Source organism: Streptomyces sp. NBC_01264, assembly GCF_026340675.1.
Taxonomy (GTDB): domain Bacteria; phylum Actinomycetota; class Actinomycetes; order Streptomycetales; family Streptomycetaceae; genus Streptomyces.
In genome coordinates, this window is sequence record NZ_JAPEOX010000001.1 from 4,233,096 (window position 1) to 4,251,781 (window position 18,686).

Genomic DNA, 18,686 nt, shown 5'->3' on the forward strand with positions numbered 1-18,686 from the left:
CGCACCGGGCCTAGCGTGGGAGGGGGACCCACGGGGTGGATCAGGGAGGCAGACCACATGCTCGTCATCGCCGTCCACGGCAGCGCGGCCCCGGAGGCGTCCGCGACCATCGACCGGCTCGTCGCCGCGGTCGAGGCCATCAGCGGGGTGCACGCCCTGGTCGGCCACCTCGACGTGCAGCGCCCCTCCCTCGCCGAGGTCGTACGGGAACACCCGCGCTCCGTGGTCGTCCCCCTGCTGCTCGGCGACGGTTTCCACCGCCGCGTGGACATCCCCGCCGTCCTTGAGGGCACCGGCTGCGTGCTCACCGAGGGCCTCAGCGGCGAGCGCGACGTCACCCGCGCCCTGCACAGCCGGCTCCGCGAGGCCGAGCGGCGCCGCGGCCCGTACACCCGGGCCGACGCGGTGGTCGTGGCCGGGGCCGGTTCCTCGCGCCCGGGCGGCAACGCCGGTACGGAAGCCTGCGCGGCCCAGCTGTCCGCCCTGCTGGAGTACGACGACGGCGCCGCGCCCGTCCCCGCGGTCCCCGCCTACCTGACCTCCGCCGGGCCGACCGTCCCCGAAGCCCTGGCCGCCTTCCAGGCCGCCGGGTACCGCCGGATCGCGGTGACCGCGCACCTGCTGGCCCCGGGCCGCTTCATGCGCGCCCTGAACGCCTCGGCCGCCTGGACGGTCTCGGAGCCGCTGGCCGACCACCCGCGCCTGGCCCGGCTGGTCCTGGCCCGCTACGAGTCCGCTCGGGGCACACGGGCCCTGAGGGCCGCGCGCCTCGCCTGCTGAGCCCCATAGGACTGCTGTCCTGGGCGGTATGGCTCTGGCTTACGTACCCATGACCGCCCGCAGCCGGGACGAGGGCCACCGCGCCGCGACCCCGCTGGAGCTGTTCTTCGACCTGTGCTTCGTCGTGGCCATCGCGCAGGCGGGCGCCCAGCTCGTGCACGCGCTGGCCGAGGGACATCCCGGCACCGGGGTGATCAGCTACGCCTTCGTCTTCTTCGGCGTGTGGTGGGCGTGGATGAACTTCACGTGGTTCGCCTCCGCCTACGACTGCGACGACGTGCCGTACCGGATCGCGACGCTCGTCCAGATCTCCGGCGTGCTGGTCTACGCGGCGGGCGTGAGCCGGGCCTTCAACGAGGACGACTGGACGGTGGCCGTCATCGGCTACCTGATCATGCGCGTCGCCCTCACCGCCCAATGGCTGCGGGCCGCCGCCGGCGAGAGCGGCGAGGCCCGCGCGGCCGCCCTGAAGTACGCGGCCGGGCTCGTCGTCTGCCAGGCCGGCTGGGTGGCGCTGCTGTTCGCCCCGGACGGGGCCAAGCGCTGGCTGTTCCTGATCCTGGTCGCCGCGGAGCTGCTGGTTCCGGTGGTGGCCGAGCGGGGCCACCAGACTCCGTGGCACGCCCACCACATCGTGGAGCGCTACGGCCTGTTCACGATCATCGTGCTCGGCGAGACGATCGCGGCGAGCACCGTGGCCGTGAAGTCGGCGCTCGACGAGCACGAGGCCCTGGGCGAACTGCTGCCGATCGCGGCCGGCGGGCTGCTCATCGTCTTCGCCGCCTGGTGGATCTACTTCGCGGTACCGATGCACGAGCACCTGACCTCCAACCGGGAGGCCATCCCGTGGGGGTACGGGCACCTGCTGATCTTCGCCTCGGGCGCGGCGATCGGCACGGGCATCGAGGTGGCGGTCGAGCACGCGGTCGGCAAGGCCCACATCTCGCAGCTCGCCGCGAACGCGGCCGTCACCGTCCCGACCGCGGTCTTCCTGCTGATGGTCTGGCTGCTGCACTCCCGCCACTTCAAGCGGGGCCTCGCCCAGCAACTGACCCTCCCGGTCTCCGCCCTCGCGACACTGGCCTGCTCGTGGACGGGCACGTACGCCGTCCTGTACGCGGGCCTGGTGGCGGTGGCGACGGTGGTGATCGGGATGTCCCTGGCCACCCGATCCGGCCCCGCCGGCGTTTGAGGCGCGGGGGTCCGGGGGCAGAGCCCCCGGCAACGGCGCCGCGCCCGGACCCGTCACCCCCGTGCCCCCGGCACCGTTTTCAGCCCATGACGCTCCCCGCACAACGCCCCGGCCCAGCCCCCGGTCAAGCCCCCGGCAGGGCTGCTGACTCTGCAGAGCTGGCCGACCCCGCCTTCTGGCAGGCGCCCCCCACCCACCGGCTGGCCGTCTTCGCCCGCCTGCGGGCCCTGGACTCCCCCGTGTTCGTCCCCGAAGGCGCCGGGCACTGGGCCCTCGTACGCCACGCCGACGTGCAGGAGGCGAGCCGGCTGCCCAAGGTGTTCGCCAGCGCGCCCGGGGTGACGACGCCCGAGCCGGCCCGCTGGGTAAGGGCGCTGTTCGGGGACTCGATGGTCAACCTGGACGGTGCCGAGCACGCGCAGCTGCGCAAGATCGTGCAACGGGCCTTCACCCCGAGGCTGCTGGCGACGGCCGAGGAGGACATCCACGCGGTGGCGGCACGCATCGTGGACGACGTACTGGACCGGCGGCCGGACGAGTTCGTCGAGGCGGTGGCCTCGAAGCTGCCCCTGGAGGTCATCTGCAACATGATGGGCATCCCGGAGCGCTACCGCGCCGAGATCGCCGACCGCGTCAACCACGCCTCCGAGAACATCGGCGTCGAACGGGGCCTGACGGCCCGGCTGCGGATGCCCGGACGCGGACTGCGGGCCCTGGCCCGGATGCAGCGGATGGTGGCGGGGATCGGGCGGGAGCGGCGCGAGAATCCGACCGACGACCTGATCTCGGCCCTGGTCTGCGCCAACGTGGACGGCGAGGCGCTCGGCGCCCGTCAACTCGGCTCCTTCTTCTCCCTGTTGATGGTGGCCGGGGTGGAGACCACCCGCAACGCCATCACCCACGGCCTGACCCTACTGACCGATCACCCGGACCAACGCGACCTGTTGGTAGGAGACTTCGAGGCGCACGCGGACGGCGCGGTGGACGAGATGATCCGCCACTCCACGCCGATCATTCAGTTCCGCCGCACGGTCGTCGCCGAACACACCCTGAGCGGACACGCGTTCGTCCCCGGCGACAAGGTGGTGCTGTACTACACCTCCGCCAACCGCGACGAGGCCGTCTTCCCCGACCCCGACGCCTTCGACATCACCCGCTCCCCCAACCCGCACCTGGGGTTCGGCGGCGGCGGGCCGCACTTCTGCCTGGGCGCCCACCTGGCGCGGGTGGAGATGAAGGCGCTCTTCCGCGAGCTGCTGACCCGCCCGGTCGGACTGCGCGCGGTGGGCCTGCCGGATCTGGCCGGCTCCAGCTTCGACAACCGGGTCCGCTCCCTGCGCTTCGCCTTCGAACGGCCCTAGGCCGGCCCGCGGGACGGCACCACCGCACCAGGGCACCACCGCACCAGGCGTACCGGCCACCGAGCGGGCTGGGAGCCCGGCGGCCGGAGCGGGGTCCGGCGCGCGGCGCGCCTTCCGGCCGCGCCCGCGCGCGCGGAGGCGCGGGATGCCTAGCGCTGCAGGCGCCGCACCGCGAGGACGGCGTGGGCGCTGTGGTTGAGCACCTCGGTGTCGCCCGCGAACGCCTGCAGCGTCTCGGCCTCGACCGGCTGCCCGGGAACCGCCTCGGGCCAGGCGCGGGTGGCGAAGAGGAAGTACGCCTGCCCGCTGTCGTCCGCCGCCTTGACCCACTCCGGCGGGGCGATGCACTTCGCGTTCATGCCCGGCAGGGTCAGCGCGATCTGGTTGCCCTCCAGGAGGATCTGCACCGGGAAGGAGGCCGGGTTGCGGACTCCGTCCATCACCACGTCGCCGATGGGCAGGCCGATCTCCTCCAGCAGCCCGCGGGCGGCCGCCTCGCTCGCCGCCGGACCGTCGGGACCGTCCCCGAGGATGTAGGCGAGGAGATAGGGAATGTCGTGGGCCTCTTCGGGGTCGCCGATCCACGCGAGCACCGAAAGGGTGCCGAGCTTGGAGCGGTCGAGTTCGGCCTGGGTAGAAGTCATGCGCCGCACCTTAGTGGTCGACGGCCCGGCCCTTTGACGCCGTTTCACCCGGGCGGGCTAGACCGCCCAGAATCCACCTCCGGAATTCGCCACCATGTTCGCGTCCTGGTACTGGAGCCGCACGATGCGCGCGGTTTCCGGAATTTCGAACACCACCCACCCTTCGGCCCGCTCACCGACCGAGAGCGAATCGAAGACGAGTGGTTTGCCGGTCGTGAGCTCGCCCGTGGGCACCACCGGGTGCCGCTGCCCCGCGCCGTCGAGCGCCCACATGCGCCCGAGAGCCCCGTACGAGGCTCCGCCGACGTTGACGAAGGACATCGAGGCGGCCACCCAGCGCTTGCCCGCCGCCGGGGCGAAGTTCTTCTCGACGCTGACCGCCGGATCGACGTAGGCGCCGAGGACCACCTGAAGGTGGCGGCCGACCTCCCGGCCCCTGACCCGTACGGAGTCACCCACATGGGCGTCCTTCGAGGCCGCCCGCGCCACTCCGTCCCGCTCGGCGGCGGGATCGTCCCCGACACCCGGCGCACCGTCGTCCACGGGCACGGCGGGTACCGCGGCCGGGGCGAGCGCGGCCCCTTCCGGGGCGCCGGAGCAGGCCGTGGCACCGAAGAGCAGGAGCGGGAGGAGGGCGGCCGTGGCAAGAGCGGACTGACGCATGCGGGATCCCTTCGGGGATCTTCGGGAACGTATTCCGGTCAGTCTCACGCGCCCGAGCGGGCAATTGCACACACCGACACGATCCCGCGGAACGCATTGACCTCCATATGCCAGCACAATGCGTTCCGGCGGAATTCCGCAACCCCTTGCACACCTCGTCCAACAGGAGGAACGATGGCCACGACCGGCCCCCGCATGGCCTTGGCCGCACTCGCCGCATTGGGCGCCACGGCGGTATTCACCGCCCCGGCGAATGCCGCGACCCCCGGCGGCGGCATTCACGGAAATGACATTTACGTATCTTCGGAAGCGCACATCGCCCCCGACGGCACGATCCACCTTTTCGGTGAGTACCACTGCACCGCCCCGTCACCCTCGGGGACGGTTCAGATCAAGGCGACCGTCGAGCAGGACGACGTCCGGCTCAGCATCGGCGGCGGCGACGCCCAGTGCGACGGCGAGGTGCACGACTGGTCGGCCCACGGCACGCTCCGGCTCACCCCGGGCGTGCACGAGGGCCAGGCGCTGGCTAGGGCCGAGCTGCAGGAGATCCGCTTCGGCGGCGGCCTGCTGCCCCGGTCGATCGACACGGTCGCGCAGGACGTCCACCCGGTCCGGGTGATCGACCACCGGTAGTCACCGCCCCGCTGGTCACCGCCCGCTGGCCACGGCCCGCCGGTCACCGCCCGCGGTGCGCGCGTACGCCCCTCCGGTAGCCGCCGCTACCGGAGCCCGGGCGCGAGCGCCCCCGTCACCGGCACGCGGGCGCCTCGCCCGTCATCGACATGAAGGCCACCGTCTGGCACCCGGGGTCCGTGTCCGGACGCCCGGTCGACCAGTCCACCGCCGTCGCCGCCCCGGCCGCGCACAGCAGCAGCGCCAGGACTCCCGTCACCGCGCGCTTGCTCAGCCGGCGCACGGCAGGTTCCACAGAAACCGTTCCATGGCGGCATCATCACCCCGTCCCCGTCGGCCCACAACTCGACGTGAAGGCGCGGTCACGGCGCGTTCACGGCGCGTTCCGCACCGCGCTGCCCGCCGCGGAGAACTCGCACCACACCGCCTTGCCGTCGCCCCGGGACTCCACGCCCCAGTGCGTGGCCAGCGCGTCCACCAGCAGCAGCCCGCGCCCCGTGGTCGCCGACTCCCCCGGCGTGCGCCGCCGCGGCCATACGCTGGAGCGGTCCTTGACCCACAGCCGGATCCGCCGGACCGGCTCGGGCAGCACCTCCATCGTCAGCACCGCTCCGCCGTCGGTGTGCAGCAGGGCGTTGACCAGCAGCTCTCCCGCCGCCAGCTCCACGTCGTCGGCGAGCTCCGGCATGCCCCAGTCGCGCAGCGCCTGCCGCAGGGCGTAGCGGGCCTCCGAGAGCCCCTCCGGGTCCGCCTGGTGGACGTACTGGTGGATCCGCGGCGCCCGGTGCGTGCCCGGGTCGGGCGCCCGGCGCAGCACCAGCAGGGCCACGTCGTCGCCGGAGCCCCAGCGCTCCCACAGCCGGTCCGAGAGGTGGTCGGCGAGTGCGCCGGCCTCCTGCGGGCCGCTGCGGACCGCGTGGGCCAGGGCGTCCATTCCCTGGGTGATGGCGGTGCCGGGTTCCTCGACGAGCCCGTCGGTGCACAGCACCAGCGTCTCCCCGGGGACCAGGTCGAGCCGGGTCTCGGGGAACTCCTCCTGCTCGAAGACGGTGGCCAGCCCCAGCGGCAGGCCGCCGCGCACGTTGGGCCAGCCCGTTCGCCCGTCCGTGTGCCGGATCAGCGGTCCGAGGTGGCCCGCGCGGACCGCCCGTACGCCTCCGGTCTCCAGGTCCACCTGCGCGTACATGCAGGTCGCGAAGCGTTCCGTGTCCAGCTCGGCCAGGAAGCGGGAGGCGCGCGCCAGCACGGTGGAGGGCGGATGGCCCTCGCCCGCGTAGGCCCGCAGCGCGATGCGCAGCTGGCCCATGATGGCGGCGGCGTGCGTGTCGTGGCCCTGTACGTCGCCCACGACGATGCCGACGCGGTCGCGGGGCAGGGCGATGACGTCGTACCAGTCCCCGCCGACCTCGCGGCCGCTCCAGGCCGAGTGGTAGCGCACCGCGATCTCCCCGCCGGTGATCTCGGGGATCCGCCGCGGCAGCATGGCGGCCTGGAGCATGGTGGCGAACTCCCGCTCCTGGTCGAAGAGGAGCGCCCGCTGGAGCGACTGGGCGACGATGCCCGCCAGGCCCAGGCAGAGGTTCTGCTCCTCGGGGCTGAATTCCGTGCGCCGCCGGTAGAAGAGCACCAGCCCGCCGATGGCCTCGGCCTGGGCGATGAGCGGGAGGTAGGCGGCCGCGTCGTACTGGATGCGGTTCAGGTAGTCGGCGAGCAGCGGGAACTCGACCGCGAGCTCCGTCAGCGAGGTGGCGAAACGTGCCTTCCTGCTGAGCACCGCCTGCGCCAGCGGCAGCGAGCCGTCCAGCCGGGTGAACTTGCGCTCGCTGAGGATCTCCAGGGACTCCCCGCTGAGCGCGATGATCTTGATGTGGCCGCCCTCGACCAGCCCCAGCGCCATCCCGTCGACGCCGAGCCGTTCCAGCGCCCCGGCGCCCGTCAGCATGGCCGTCACGTCATCGACGGTCACCGCCCGCGACAGGGCCTCCGTGGTCCGCTGCACGATGGTCGCCTGCTGGGCGCGGGCCGACTCGAGCTTGCGCAGCACCGTGAGGTGGGTGAGCTCGGCCGTCGCGTCCCGGACGATGCCGACGATGCGCACCGGGTGCCCCTGCGCGTCCCGCAGGACCCGGCCCTGGGTGTGCGTCCACTGGTCGCGGCCGTCGCGCCGCTGCACCGTGAAGTACTGGCCGTACGTCTCCTCCCCGCCGTCCAGGACGCCCTGGACGGTGTCCCGCAGCCGCGCGGAGTCGTCGATCGGGATCCGCAGCCCCAGGCTGTCGGGGGTGTGGTCGAAGTCCTCCGGGTCCAGGTCGAAGACCGCCCTACCGGCCTCGTCCATGTCCAGGGTCCCCGCACCGAGGTCCCACTCGAAGCTGCCCATGCCGTTGAGCGCGAGCCGCTCGCCCGGGCCGATGAGGGGACTCCCGGCGGCCCCCGTGCTCCCGGGGACCTCCGGTCTCTTGTCGCGTCGCTCCGCCGCTGCCACGAGACTCACACCACCTAACGGCCGGGCCAGCACGGCTGGGAAATGAGCCGCTCCCACTCCTCGTCAGGATGCCCCGGAAGGGTGCGTCCGGCCTCCTGCCAGCGCTTGACGAGGGAGAGGTAGATCATCGAGGGGTCGTACGGGGCCTGCGCGTACGGGGCCTGAGCATGCTGCCCGCGCGGGTGCTGGAGATGCGCGTACGGGTCCTGCGGGTACGGGCCCTGCGGTGCGGAGTCCCGCGCGTACGGCGACGGCCCGTAGGGCTGCGCGGGCGCCGCCCTCGTCGTGCCGGGCTGCTCCGCACGGCTGGCCGGAATCCTCACCCAGCCCCGGCCCTGTGCGCGCTCCTCGCTCATCGCGACACCTCTCACGTCGTGTGACCGGCTCTCACGCTCTATGCCCGGCAGCCGGAGCCCGGTCGTTCCGGGGCGTGCCGGTGGATCCCGTCAGCGGGCTCCGGGCCCCCAGACGCTTGCGGACTCCTGACACCAGTCTCCCCGCCGTGAAGCCGGCACCGTGCACGAATCGCATGGAAGGGCCGAATGAGGGAGCGGTCAGCAGCCCCGCGAAGAACAGTCCGGGCCACGAGGACTCGAAACCGGGACTCAGCTCCGGCGTCCCGCTCTCCCCTACGGTGGCCAGCGCGGCCCGCAGCCCCGCGTCGAGCAGCTCCAGCCGGGCCAGGTCCGGGGTGAAGCCGGTCGCCGCGATCACGTGCGAGGTGTCCAGGACGACGGACTCCCCGGCGGGGCCGGCCAGCCCGAGCCGGGTCCGCCCGCCCGCCGGGACGGCCCGCCGCAGCCGGTGCCCGAGCAGGACCGGGACCCGCCGCTCGAAGCGCTCCCGCAGCCACCAGGCTCCGGCCGGGCCCAGCGCGGTCGCCGCGATCCGCTCCCGGGTGGGCGCGGGCAGCCGGCGCACCGCCCAGGGCAGCTCCGACCAGGCCCAGCTGCGCCAGCCGGTGCCCAGGCCGCTGTGCGGATCGCGCAGGGCGCGCAGCGGGGGCCGCCGCAGCGGCTGCGGGACGGTGTTCCAGTTCAGCCGGGGGCGCCGGGCCACGAGGCACGGCCGGGCCCCGCTCTCCGCGAGCAGGGCCGCGGTCTCCAGGGCCGCCTGCCCGGCGCCGAGCACGGCGACCTCGCGGCCGGCGAAGCGGGTCAGGTCGCGGTGGTCGCTGCTGTGCGAGTAGTGCGCCGCGGGCAGCCCCCGCAGCGCCTCGGGGTACCGGACGAAGGGCATCACGCCCACGGCCAGCGCGACCGTCCGCGCGAGCAGCGGCGGCCCCTCGGCCGTGCGGATCAGGAAACCCCCGCCCTGCGGGGTGACTTCGGTGACGGTCGCCTCCTCCACCGGGGGTGCTGCGTGCCGGGCGAACCAGAGCCCGTACGCGCTGAACGTCCCGATGGGCAGCGGAGTTCCGTGCTCGGCGGCGATCCCGCGGCCCGCGCAGTACTCGGCCAGCGTGTAACGCCCCCCGGGCGCCGAGAGGTTGGAGGACCACGGCTCCGACTTGAGGTACATGCCCTCGGGCATGTGGTCCCGCCAGGAGGCCATGGGCCGCCCGAGGATCCGCACCCCGAGCCCCGCACCGGCCGCGTGCGCCGCGATCGACAGCCCGTAGGGCCCCGCCCCGACCACCACGAGGTCATCCATCCGTGTCACCGCAGTCCCTCCACCCTCATGCTTCGTCCCCTGTCACCCGCGCCGCGCGACGCCCTGCGTGCTGCGCCCTCTGCTCCTGCGCCCCGTACCCCTGCGCCCCATCGGGTCACCGGTTCACCGCGCCGCCGGTTCACCGCGTCACCGCGTCACCGCGTCACCGCGTCACCGCGTCACCGCGTCACCGCGTCACCGCGTCACCGCGTCACCAGCTCGTCCGGCTCCGCCGGGGCCTCCGGCGGGGCGGACCGGGGGCCGGGCCCCGCGGCGGCCGGGGGCACCTCCCGGCCCCGCTGGCGCGGGGCGCGGACCACCGCCCGGGCCGTCCGGCGGCCCTGCTCGGGGACCCCGCGCAGCATCCGCAGGCCCTTGAAGGCGCCCCGCCCCAGGAAGGCGGCGAGCATCGCCAGGAAGGGCAGCGGGTCGTCGGCCGCGAACCACGCCGCCTCCACCTCGCTGCGCTCCCGGCTCCGCCGCGCGGGGGCCGTCGCGGCTCCCGCCGCGGCGGGCGGAGCCGGGGGGCGGCGCGGGAGCGAGCGGCCCCGTACCGCCGCGAGCAGCGCGTAGTTCTCCGCCACGAAGACCCGGCCCGGTCCGCCGGACGGCTCCGGGACCCGCTGGCCCGTCAGGTCCAGGTACATCGCCTGGACCACGTCCAGGCCGCCCGCGTCCGTGAAGAGCCGGAACTGCGCCCCGGGACGCGGGTTGAAGTCCACCAGGCGGAAGACGCCCTGCTCGTCCCGGCGGAAGTCCAGGTCCAGGATCCCCTGGTAGCCGAGCCGCTCGGCGAGCCGCAGCCCCGCCTCCTCCACCGCCGGATCCGGCAGCCACCGCCCGACCGCCGTCAGTCCCGTACGCACCGGCCAGGACATCTCCTTGCGCCCGGACCCGGTGATCAGCGGCCGCCCGCCCCGGCCGAACGCGCCGTGGAAGAACCAGTCGGTGTCCGGCCCGGCCGGCAGGTACCGCTGGAGCAGCAGCCGGCTCCCCGCCTCCTCCGCCCGCTCGTACAGCCGCCGTGCCTCGGCGGCCGCGTGGAGCAGGGTGGTGCTGCGCAGGCCGGTGCCCTGGGGCAGCAGCCACGGCCGGCTCCACTTGGCGATCACCGGGAGCCCCAGCCGCCACGCGGCCTCCGCCGCCTCCGCCGCGCTCGCCGGGATCACGGTCTCCGGGTGCGGTACGTCCCACCGGGCGCAGAGCCGCGACAGCTCCGCCTTGTCCGCCACCCGCGCCGGCAGGTCGTCGGGCTGATGGGGGATCCGGAAACGGTCCGTCAGCATCGGTGCGACCCGCGACACCGCGATCGCGCTGAGGTCGTCCATGGCGATGAGCACCGCCGGACGGCCGATCACCTCGGAGACCCCGGTCAGGCACTCCAGCAACGCCTCGGGCGCCTCGGGGTCGAGCCCGCCGGAGGGTCCGGGATGCACGGCACGCAGGTAGCGCGAACGCCCCATGGGACCTCCCCCAGCCTCGACGACGGCATGGACCTGCACACCCGCGCGCCCAAGGGATCTGACGGCGCCGAGGGTTCCGTGGTGGAACGGATTCCGATCGAGTCTGAGCAGAACTGCGGGCACTTGGCTGGGATGCGCGTGCATGGGAACGGTGTCTTTCACCTAGTCGGACCAAGCTGGGAGGGTGCGCAGGTGCGAATGGCCTAGGCGGACGTCACCGGACAGGCCATTCGTCAGATGTGATGCCTAACGTCTTTGGTAAGCACACCGATTCAGGAAAGCTCGGGAGACGCCATGCCCAGACCACGCCGCCGACTGGCGAGCACCTGCATCGGAACGGTGACGGCCGGGCTGCTCGCCACCGGGGCCGCCCTCGCGGCCCCCGAGGAGCAGAGCACCGGTTCCGACATCGCCATGGGCGCCTACCTCGACTACGGGCCTCCCGGAGTGGCCCGCATCCCGTTCCTGTCGAACTGGCTGGGCGGCAAGGAGATCCGGGTCGGGCACACCTATCTGCCCGGTGACCAGTGGGCCGGCATCGAGGGCAACGTCAGCTTCCTCGACGACTGGGCGCAGTGGCGGCGCCAGCGGGACGACCGGATGTTCGTCCTCAACGTGCCCATGCAGGAGCGGAACGAGGCCCGGGTCCCCGACTACCAGGTGACCCAGCTGATCCGGGCGGGCGCCGACGGCCAGTACGACCGGCACTTCAAGAAGCTCGCCGAACGGCTGGTGGCGCTGGGCGTCCCGGACACGGTGATCGTGCTCGGCTGGGAGATGAACGGCACCACGTACACCCACCGCTGCGGACCCGACCCGGAGAACTGGAAGGCGTACTGGAAGCGCGTGGTCAACACGATGCGCTCCGTGCCCGGCCAGAAGTTCAAGTTCGATTTCACCCCGAACCGCGGCACGGACGCGATCGGCTGGACCAAGTGCTACCCGGGCGACGACGTGGTCGACATCGTCGGGATGGATTCGTACGACCAGGCTCCCGGCCGGACCTTCGACGACCAGATCAGCCAGCCGTACGGGCTCCAGCAGCACGTGGACTTCGCCCGCGCACACGGCAAAGAGATCTCGTACCCGGAGTGGGGGCTGTTCCGCAACGGGGACAACCCGGAGTACGTGCGGCGCATGCTGCAGTGGATCGAGAAGCAGAAGCCGCTCTACCACACCATCACCGACTACTGCCCGCACGGCGTCTGGCAGTGCAAGCAGAACCCGGCCTCGACGAAGGTCTTCCGCGAGGCGCTGACCCCGCAGCGGCCCGATCCGGTCATCCCGACCCCGGTCGTCCCCACCCCCGTGGTGCCCACGCCGGTCATCCCGACCCCGCAGGTCCCCACGCCCGAGATCCCGACACCGGTGGTCACCCCGCCGGTCGTGCTCCCCAGCCCGGAGGTCCCGAGCCCGGTCGCCCCGAGCCCGGTCGAGCCCAGCCCGGTCGAGCCCAGCCCGGCGGAGCCCAGCCCGGTCGCCCCGAGCCCGGTGGAGCCGAGCCCGGCCGTCCCGAGTCCCGCCGTCCCGAGCCCGGTCGTCCCCAGCCCGGTCGAGCCCAGCCCGGTCGAGCCCAGCCCGGTCGAGCCCAGCCCGGTCGAGCCCAGCCCGGTCGTCCCGACGCCCTCGCCCGTGGTCCCGAGCCCCCAGGTCCCGGTCGAGCCGAGCCCGGCCGTCCCCAGCCCGGTGGAGCCCAGCCCCGTCGAGCCCAGCCCGGTCGTCCCGGCGAGCCCGAGCCCCAGCCCGGTCGTACCCAAGCCGAGCCCCGAGGTCCCGTCCCCGGTGCCCTCGCCCGAGCCGTCCCAGCCGCCCAAGCCGACGACCCCGACCCCGCCCGTCAACAGCACGGAGTGGTGCGTGCCGATCAACTTCGGCGAGTGGCTCTCCAAGCTGGTCGGCAAGCAGTCGGTCTGCGTCAAGGTCGACTGGGGCAAGGAGTCCGGCTTCTGGCCCTTCTAGGCGGAACGACCGGGTCATCGGACCCGCAGTTCGTTGAGCCGCGCCCGCCAGTCCCTGGCGGCCGGCAACGCCTCCCGCAGGACGTCCACCGCCCGCTCGCGCCCCGTCACCTGCGACTCGTGCAGTCGCAGCAGGGGCGCGAGCGCGGCCGTGGCCAGCAGGAAGCGCTGGTTGACCACCGTCCGCGGCCGCCAGTGGTTCTTGTACGGCTCGTTGCCCCGCAGGAAGCTCACCACCGGGCGTCCCTCGGCGAGCGCGCGGGTGGCCTCGTAGCGCAGGAGCAGCGTGGCCACGTCCACCTTCCGGTCCCGCAGATCGGGATCGGCGCCGTAGAGGTAGCCGCCGCTGAGCGCGCCCGAGAGCAGGGTGAGGTTGGCGGCCACCACCTTGCCGTCGAGCCGGAACTCGGCCAGCCGGCCCTCCCCGGCGCGCACCATCCGCCGCGTGGCCCGGGTCAGGTGTTCGGCGAAGCGGGGCTTGAGGTGTTCGGGGGTCACCCCGCGGCCGCGCCACTGCTTCTCGTGCAGCCGCAGCAGGGTCCGTACCGCTCGCGGCACTTCCTGCTCGGTGACCTCGTGCTCCTCGATCCCGGCCGCGTCGGTCTTGCGGAGCTTGGCCCGCACCCGCTGGGCGCCGGAGGCCGGCATCCGCTTGACCAGCTCGTCGAAGGGCATGGCCGGCAGCTCCATGCAGGTGGAATCGGTGAGCTTGCTGGCGATCCCCGGCCAGGCCGCGTACACGGCTTCGGCGGCGGCACCCGGCCGCACCTCGCGCAGGTCGACGACCGCGCCCCGGGCGGCCCGGTGCAGACCGTTGGCCAGGGCCGGGACGACCTGGTCGGCGTACCGCGCGGCGACGAGCACGTCGAAGTAGTCGGTGATGCCCCCGCCGAGGGGCACCAGCAGCGGCATCGGCCGGTGTACGAGCATCAGCGCGGCCGCGCCGACCAGTTCCTCCCCGCGCCGCACCAGGACGATGCGGAGCCGGCCGTCCTTGCCGTAGGACAGCCACCAGGAGTGCAGCCAGGCGTGGCTCTGGAAGGGAGTGGCGGTGGGACAGCCGCGGACGAGCCGGTTCCACGGCTCCTCCAGCGCGGCGAACTGCCGGGGATCGCGGCACAGCGTCACCGACAGGGCCCCGGCGGAGCCGGAGGTCATCGCACCGACTCCTTCTCCTTGGCCGCGGCCGGCTCGCCCTGCGCGGGCAGCGAGGCGTACTCCTCGACGCTCTCCACGGGCGACTCCGTCAGCCCCTCCTCGACGGAGCCCTCGCCGCGCCGCCGGGCGGCCGTCGGCCGGGCCAGCAGCCACAGCCCGCCCAGCAGCCCGCCCGCACACAGCCCGACCGCCCCGCTCAGGGCGGGGGACGCGGTCGCGGGGTCGCTGGGCGCGACGGCCTGGTTGAAGAGGAGCAGCTGCACGCCGGTGTTCTTGGCGGCCTGGTTGCTGCTCAGCGACAGGGCGTCGGCCACGGCATTGGCGATGTCGGCCGCCTCGCCGGCGCTCTTCGCGGTCCCGGTGATGGCGATCATCGGGGACTCGGGGGAGGTCTCGGCACGGACCTGGGTCCGCAGCTGCGCCACGCCGATGCCCGCGCGGGGCTGGGCGTACGCGAGGGTCGAACTGCTGGTGGCGATGCGGGCGTAGGCCTGGGCGAAGCCGAGGGCGGTGGCCGGCTCGGTGGTGTCGTCGGGGACCGCGACGACGTAACTGGTGGCGGCGTACTCGGGCGCCTTGAGCACCCCGTACGCCCCGCCCGCGGCGAGCCCCAGCAGCGCGGCGGCGGGCAGCGGCCACCACGCGGGCGGCGACAGCAGCCGAACCCGGCGCCGGTGGGTGGACTTCTTCTGGTCGGCGGTGTCCGCCATGTGCGTACCTCTTTCCTTGACGGGTGGTGCGGTTCGGGTCCTTCTCCGCGGACCCCTACGGATGACGGATCAGCCGGCCTCTCCACCCAGGGCGGCCCGTGGCAGCGACGCCGCACCTTCCGGACGGCCCGAGCCCGAATCCAGCCCTTCCGGCGAATCCGGGCCCTCCGGCAAATCCGGGCCCTCCGGCATTTGAGGAGCAGGGGTCCGGGGACGGGTCCCCGGCAACGGCACCGCACTCTCCGGACCCGCCGGGTCAGCACCCCGGGGCCCCCGGCCGGGACCGGGCAGCGCCACCGCCCTCCGGGCCCCGGCCGCCGAGGCGGCCATCGCGTGGTCGTACACGTGGAGCAGCTGCGCCGCCGACCGCCCGATGTCGTACCGCCGCACCACCCCCGGCGGCGGCAGCCGCATCGCGCCGGCCTCCATGTGCCCCCGCAGCGCGGCGACGAGTTCCTCCGTGCCGGTGCCGATCCGCCGCGCCCCGGGCGCCTGCGCCGCGGGCAGGTCGTCGATCGCCGGGCAGGTGACGTGCAGCACCGGCAGCCCCGCCGCCAGCGCCTCGATCACCGCCAGCCCGAAGGCCTCCTCCCGCGAGGCGGACACGAACACGTCCATCGCGGCGAGCAGCGCCGGGATCCCCGGGGTCCGCCCGTCGGCGGAATCGCCCAGCGGATCCCGCTCCCCCAGCAGGTGGATCCGGCTCTGCGCCCCCAGCTCGGCGGCGAGCCGGCGCAGGGCCGCCCGCTCCGGCCCGTCCCCGGCGAGCAGCAGGTGCGCGCCGGGCAGCGCCGCCACCGCCCGGACCAGGACGTCGAACCGCTTGCCCGGCACCAGCCGGCCGACGCCGCCGACGACGAAGGCCCGCTCGGGCAGCCCGGTCCGGGTCCGGGTGGCCCGCCGTACGCCCTCGTCGAAGCGGAACCGCACGGCTTCGATCCCGTTCGGCACTACGTGCACCCGTCCGGCCGGCACTCCCCAGGCCTCCAGGCGGGCCGCGACCGTGTCCGACACGGCCACGGTCGCGGCTCCCAGCCGCTCGCTCGCCAGGTACAGGGCGCGGACCCCGCCCGAGAGCGGCCGGCCCTCGATCTCGCCCGCCCCGAGGGAGTGTTCGGTCGCCACGCTCACCCGTACGCCCGCGAGCCGGGCCGCGAGGCGCCCGTACACGCAGGCCCGGTACAGGTGCGTGTGGACCAGGTCGTAACGGCCCCGCCGGATGAACCTGACCAGCTTGGGCATCGCCCCCAGGTCGCGGTTGCCGCGCATCCCGAGGTGGACGACCCGGACCCCGTCGGCGCGCAGCCCCTCCGCGACCGGGCCGGGGTTGGTCAGCGTCAGGACGTCGCAGTGCATCGGCATGTGCCGCAGCAGTAGCCGCAGTTGCTGCTCGGCGCCGCCGACACCGAGTCCGGTGATGACGTGCAGCACCTTCCCGGGGGTCACAGGTGCACCGCCCGGCGCAGTTCCCGCACCTGGTGGCGCACCTGCTTGATCCGCAGCCGCGGTCCGCCGTCGGCCTGGCTGATGTGCGTACGGGGCATCGCGTGGGGTCCGGCGAGGCGGCCCGGGTCGATGGCGCAGGCGTAGCCGTAGCCGGCGGCCCGGGTCGCGGCGACGACCCGGGCGTCGAGGTGCCCGTACGGGTAGCAGAATCCGGCGGGCAGCGTCCCGGTCAGCTCCCGGATCAGCTCGCGGCTGCCGCGCAGTTCCTGCTGCAGTACGTCGTCGGGGGCCGCGGTGAGGTCCTGGTGGAGCAGCCCGTGCGAGCCGATCTCCTGTCCGGCGGCGGCGACTTCGCGGATGCCCTCGGCGGTGAGCAGGGGCTTGCGGGGGCCCAGCGGGTCCCAGACGTTGTCCACGCCGAGCCGCCCGGGCAGGACGAAGAGGGTGGCGGTGCAGTCGTAGCGGCGCAGCAGCGGCAGCGCGCGGGTCAGGAAGTCGGTGTACCCGTCGTCGAAGGTCAGCCCGACCAGTCCGGCGTCCCTCCCGGCGACGCGGGCCCGCAGCAGCTCTCCGACGGACACCCCGCGCAGCCCGCGGGAGCGCAGCCACAGCAGCTGGGCCTCCAGCGCGTGTGGGGTGACGGTGATGCCGTACGGGTCCTCCGCGGGATCGGTGAACTCGGCGACGGAGTGGTACATCAGGACCCACGGCGAGCCGGTGCGGCGGGCGGGGGCCGCGGCGGCGGGGCGCGCCGTGTCGGTGTCAGCGGACATTGCGGAACCTCTGGGTGAGCTGGGAGGTGAGGTGAGCGGTGAGCTGGGCGAGCTGGCCCGGCAGGGCGGTGACCTCCAGGGCCCGTATGGCCATGCCGGTGGCGCCGAACATGGCCGGGACCAGCAGGCAGCCGAGGGCGGCGCTGACCAGCGGATCGGGGATCATCGGTCCGGCGATCCAGCCGGTGGCGCAGGCGGCGAGGGCCGCGACGGAGAGCCGGCCGATGCTGATGGCGACGCGGCGGACCTGGATGGCGATGATCCGCGAGCCGAGTCCGGTGAGCAGCAGGACGGCGGTGGTGGAGATGCCGGCGGCGTTGGCGGCGGCGATCCCGTAGGTGCCCCACCAGCCGACGGCGAAGGCTCCGGCGACGATGTTGACGAGGAGTCCGGAGCCCATGGCGAGGGCCGGGAACCAGGTGGGCCGGTCGGTGGAGAAGAAGGGCCGCGAGAGCGCCCCGACGAGGCAGTGGCCGAGCAGGCCGAGGCCGTAGACCCGCATGACGGAGGCGGTGGCCTCGGTGTCGGCGTGGGTGAACGCCCCGCGTTCGAAGAGGACCTGGATGATCTGGGGGGCGTACCCGATGACGAGCGCGGTGCCCATGAGGACGGCGAGCGAGGCGAGCGCGAGGTCCCGCTCGACCCGCCTGCGGGCCTTGTCCCGTTCCCCGCCGGCCATGGCCTGGGCGACGACGGGGAAGGTGACGGTGCAGATCATCAGGGAGAGCACCATCGGCATCTGCGCGACTTTTTGCGCGTAGTTGAGGTGTGAGATGGCGCCGGACGGCAGCGAGGCGGCGAGGAACCGCTCGACGAGGACCTGGGACTGCCGGAAGACGGCGAAGAAGATGACCGGGGCGATCACCCCGAAGGCGATCAGGGTGGGCCGGTCGCGGTCGCGCTGGCAGCGGGGGGCACCCTTGGCACGGGGCGGTCCGAAGCCGACGTTCCGGATGAAGGCGGGGAGTTGGACCAGGGCCATCAGCATCCCGCCGACGGCGACCCCGGCAGCGGCCGCGCGCACCCCCCACAGGGCGTGCAGGGCGACCATGGTCCCGATGATGCCGACGTTGTACGACACGTAGATGGCGGCGGGCGGCACGAAGGAGCGGTGCGCCCTGAGGGCGGCGCTGAAGTAGCCGGCGATCCCGAAGGACAGCACGGTCAGGGCGGTCATCCGGGTGCATTCGACGGCGAGCCCGGGGTCGGGCAGCCCCGGCGCGAGCACGCCCACGACGAGCGGCGCGGCGACGATGAGCACGGAGGCCACGGCGGCCAGGAGCACCAGCAGCCGGGGCAGCGTGGCCCCCACGAGCAGCCGTACGGGATCCTGCGCGCGGGCCTCCTGCCGGGTGAGCCCGGCCCTGCTGGCGGCCCGGCGGGCCAGGGCGTGGCTGAAGGCGGGCACCATCAGCAGGGCCATGGCGTCCTCGATGAGCAGCGTCGAGGCCATCTCGGGGACGGTCCAGGCGATGAGGAAGGCGTCGCTGTCGTGCCCGGCTCCGAAGAGGTGCGCGATGGTCTGGTCGCGGACCAGCCCGAACACCGCCCCGGCGGCGGTCAGCCCGGCGGTCACGGCGGCCGCCTTGGCGAGCGCCCCGCCGATCCCCGTACGGGGCTCGTCGCCCGTCACCCCGGGGCCACCCGGCGTCCGGCGCAGGCCGCCCCGCCGCGGCTCGGCGCCCGGATCCCGGCCCGTCGCGGCGCCCAGTACGGACCTGCGCGCTCCCTTCGCGGTGCCCGGCGAGGCGGTCCCGACGGCCC

Annotated in this window: 17 protein-coding genes; 5 read left to right on the forward strand and 12 right to left on the reverse strand. The window is 74.0% G+C overall.

Translation table 11 applies throughout. The features are described from left to right. The first annotated feature begins 57 nt into the window (after positions 1–57). The 3 genes from OG435_RS19435 (at position 58) to OG435_RS19445 (ending at position 3,333) form a co-directional block, all read left to right on the forward strand. A complete protein-coding gene (locus tag OG435_RS19435; protein WP_266878261.1) occupies positions 58–780 on the forward strand; it encodes a sirohydrochlorin chelatase in 723 nt (240 codons plus the stop codon). A gap of 28 nt (positions 781–808) precedes the next feature. Beyond that, positions 809–1,972 carry a low temperature requirement protein A gene (locus OG435_RS19440; protein WP_266878263.1) on the forward strand — a complete coding sequence of 388 codons (1,164 nt, stop codon included), beginning with the start codon at positions 809–811 and terminating at the stop codon, positions 1,970–1,972. Between the two features lie 86 nt (positions 1,973–2,058). Further along, positions 2,059–3,333: a cytochrome P450 gene (locus OG435_RS19445; protein ID WP_266878265.1), complete on the forward strand. Its 1,275-nt coding sequence runs from the start codon at positions 2,059–2,061 to the stop codon at positions 3,331–3,333. Positions 3,334–3,482: 149 nt separating this feature from the next. On the opposite strand, the gene OG435_RS19450 is transcribed toward OG435_RS19445, so the two are convergent. Then, the gene (locus tag OG435_RS19450; RefSeq protein ID WP_266878267.1) at positions 3,483–3,977 is read right to left on the reverse strand and encodes a DUF5949 family protein; all 495 of its coding nucleotides are present in this window, start codon (positions 3,975–3,977) and stop codon (positions 3,483–3,485) included. 57 nt (positions 3,978–4,034) lie between these two features. After that, a complete protein-coding gene (locus OG435_RS19455) occupies positions 4,035–4,640 on the reverse strand; it encodes a DUF4352 domain-containing protein (protein WP_266878268.1) in 606 nt (201 codons plus the stop codon). A 174-nt stretch (positions 4,641–4,814) separates the two neighbouring features. Between OG435_RS19455 and OG435_RS19460 the strand changes: the two genes are divergently transcribed. After that, positions 4,815–5,276: a DUF6299 family protein gene (locus tag OG435_RS19460; protein WP_266878269.1), complete on the forward strand. Its 462-nt coding sequence runs from the start codon at positions 4,815–4,817 to the stop codon at positions 5,274–5,276. Positions 5,277–5,391: 115 nt separating this feature from the next. Here OG435_RS19460 and OG435_RS19465 read toward each other — a convergent pair whose 3' ends face one another. The 5 genes from OG435_RS19465 to OG435_RS19485 all read right to left on the reverse strand — a co-directional run bounded on the left by OG435_RS19465 (position 5,392) and on the right by OG435_RS19485 (position 10,877). Continuing rightward, positions 5,392–5,571, reverse strand: coding sequence for a hypothetical protein (locus OG435_RS19465; protein ID WP_243335422.1), 180 nt, complete (start codon positions 5,569–5,571; stop codon positions 5,392–5,394). 78 nt (positions 5,572–5,649) lie between these two features. Continuing rightward, positions 5,650–7,761, reverse strand: a complete 2,112-nt coding sequence (locus tag OG435_RS19470) for a SpoIIE family protein phosphatase (protein ID WP_430625764.1) — start codon at positions 7,759–7,761, stop codon at positions 5,650–5,652. Positions 7,762–7,775: 14 nt separating this feature from the next. Then, entirely contained in the window at positions 7,776–8,117 is a 342-nt protein-coding gene (locus OG435_RS19475) for a hypothetical protein (protein ID WP_266878270.1), read from the reverse strand. 31 nt (positions 8,118–8,148) lie between these two features. After that, positions 8,149–9,414 (reverse strand): NAD(P)-binding domain-containing protein, encoded by a 1,266-nt coding sequence (locus OG435_RS19480; RefSeq protein WP_266881902.1) that lies wholly within the window; start codon positions 9,412–9,414, stop codon positions 8,149–8,151. Positions 9,415–9,617: 203 nt separating this feature from the next. Next, positions 9,618–10,877 carry an ATP-grasp domain-containing protein gene (locus OG435_RS19485; RefSeq protein ID WP_323187848.1) on the reverse strand — a complete coding sequence of 420 codons (1,260 nt, stop codon included), beginning with the start codon at positions 10,875–10,877 and terminating at the stop codon, positions 9,618–9,620. Positions 10,878–11,171: 294 nt separating this feature from the next. Here OG435_RS19485 and OG435_RS19490 point away from each other — a divergent pair, with 294 nt between their 5' ends. Then, positions 11,172–12,836: a glycoside hydrolase family 26 protein gene (locus OG435_RS19490; RefSeq protein ID WP_323187849.1), complete on the forward strand. Its 1,665-nt coding sequence runs from the start codon at positions 11,172–11,174 to the stop codon at positions 12,834–12,836. 14 nt (positions 12,837–12,850) lie between these two features. Here the strand turns inward: OG435_RS19490 and OG435_RS19495 are convergent, their stop codons facing one another. From OG435_RS19495 to murJ, 5 genes are all read right to left on the reverse strand, one after another. Then, positions 12,851–13,993 (reverse strand): GNAT family N-acetyltransferase, encoded by a 1,143-nt coding sequence (locus OG435_RS19495; protein ID WP_266878273.1) that lies wholly within the window; start codon positions 13,991–13,993, stop codon positions 12,851–12,853. Beyond that, positions 13,990–14,703 carry a lipopolysaccharide biosynthesis protein gene (locus tag OG435_RS19500; RefSeq protein ID WP_266878274.1) on the reverse strand — a complete coding sequence of 238 codons (714 nt, stop codon included), beginning with the start codon at positions 14,701–14,703 and terminating at the stop codon, positions 13,990–13,992. Before OG435_RS19500 ends, OG435_RS19495 begins: the two co-directional genes overlap by 4 nt. Positions 14,704–14,772: 69 nt before the next feature. Then, positions 14,773–16,149 carry a glycosyltransferase gene (locus OG435_RS19505; RefSeq protein ID WP_266878275.1) on the reverse strand — a complete coding sequence of 459 codons (1,377 nt, stop codon included), beginning with the start codon at positions 16,147–16,149 and terminating at the stop codon, positions 14,773–14,775. Next, positions 16,146–16,922, reverse strand: a complete 777-nt coding sequence (locus OG435_RS19510) for a polysaccharide deacetylase family protein (protein ID WP_266878277.1) — start codon at positions 16,920–16,922, stop codon at positions 16,146–16,148. Before OG435_RS19510 ends, OG435_RS19505 begins: the two co-directional genes overlap by 4 nt. Beyond that, positions 16,912–18,633 carry a murein biosynthesis integral membrane protein MurJ gene (murJ, locus tag OG435_RS19515; protein WP_430625765.1) on the reverse strand — a complete coding sequence of 574 codons (1,722 nt, stop codon included), beginning with the start codon at positions 18,631–18,633 and terminating at the stop codon, positions 16,912–16,914. Before murJ ends, OG435_RS19510 begins: the two co-directional genes overlap by 11 nt. Between the last annotated feature and the right edge of the window lie 53 nt (positions 18,634–18,686).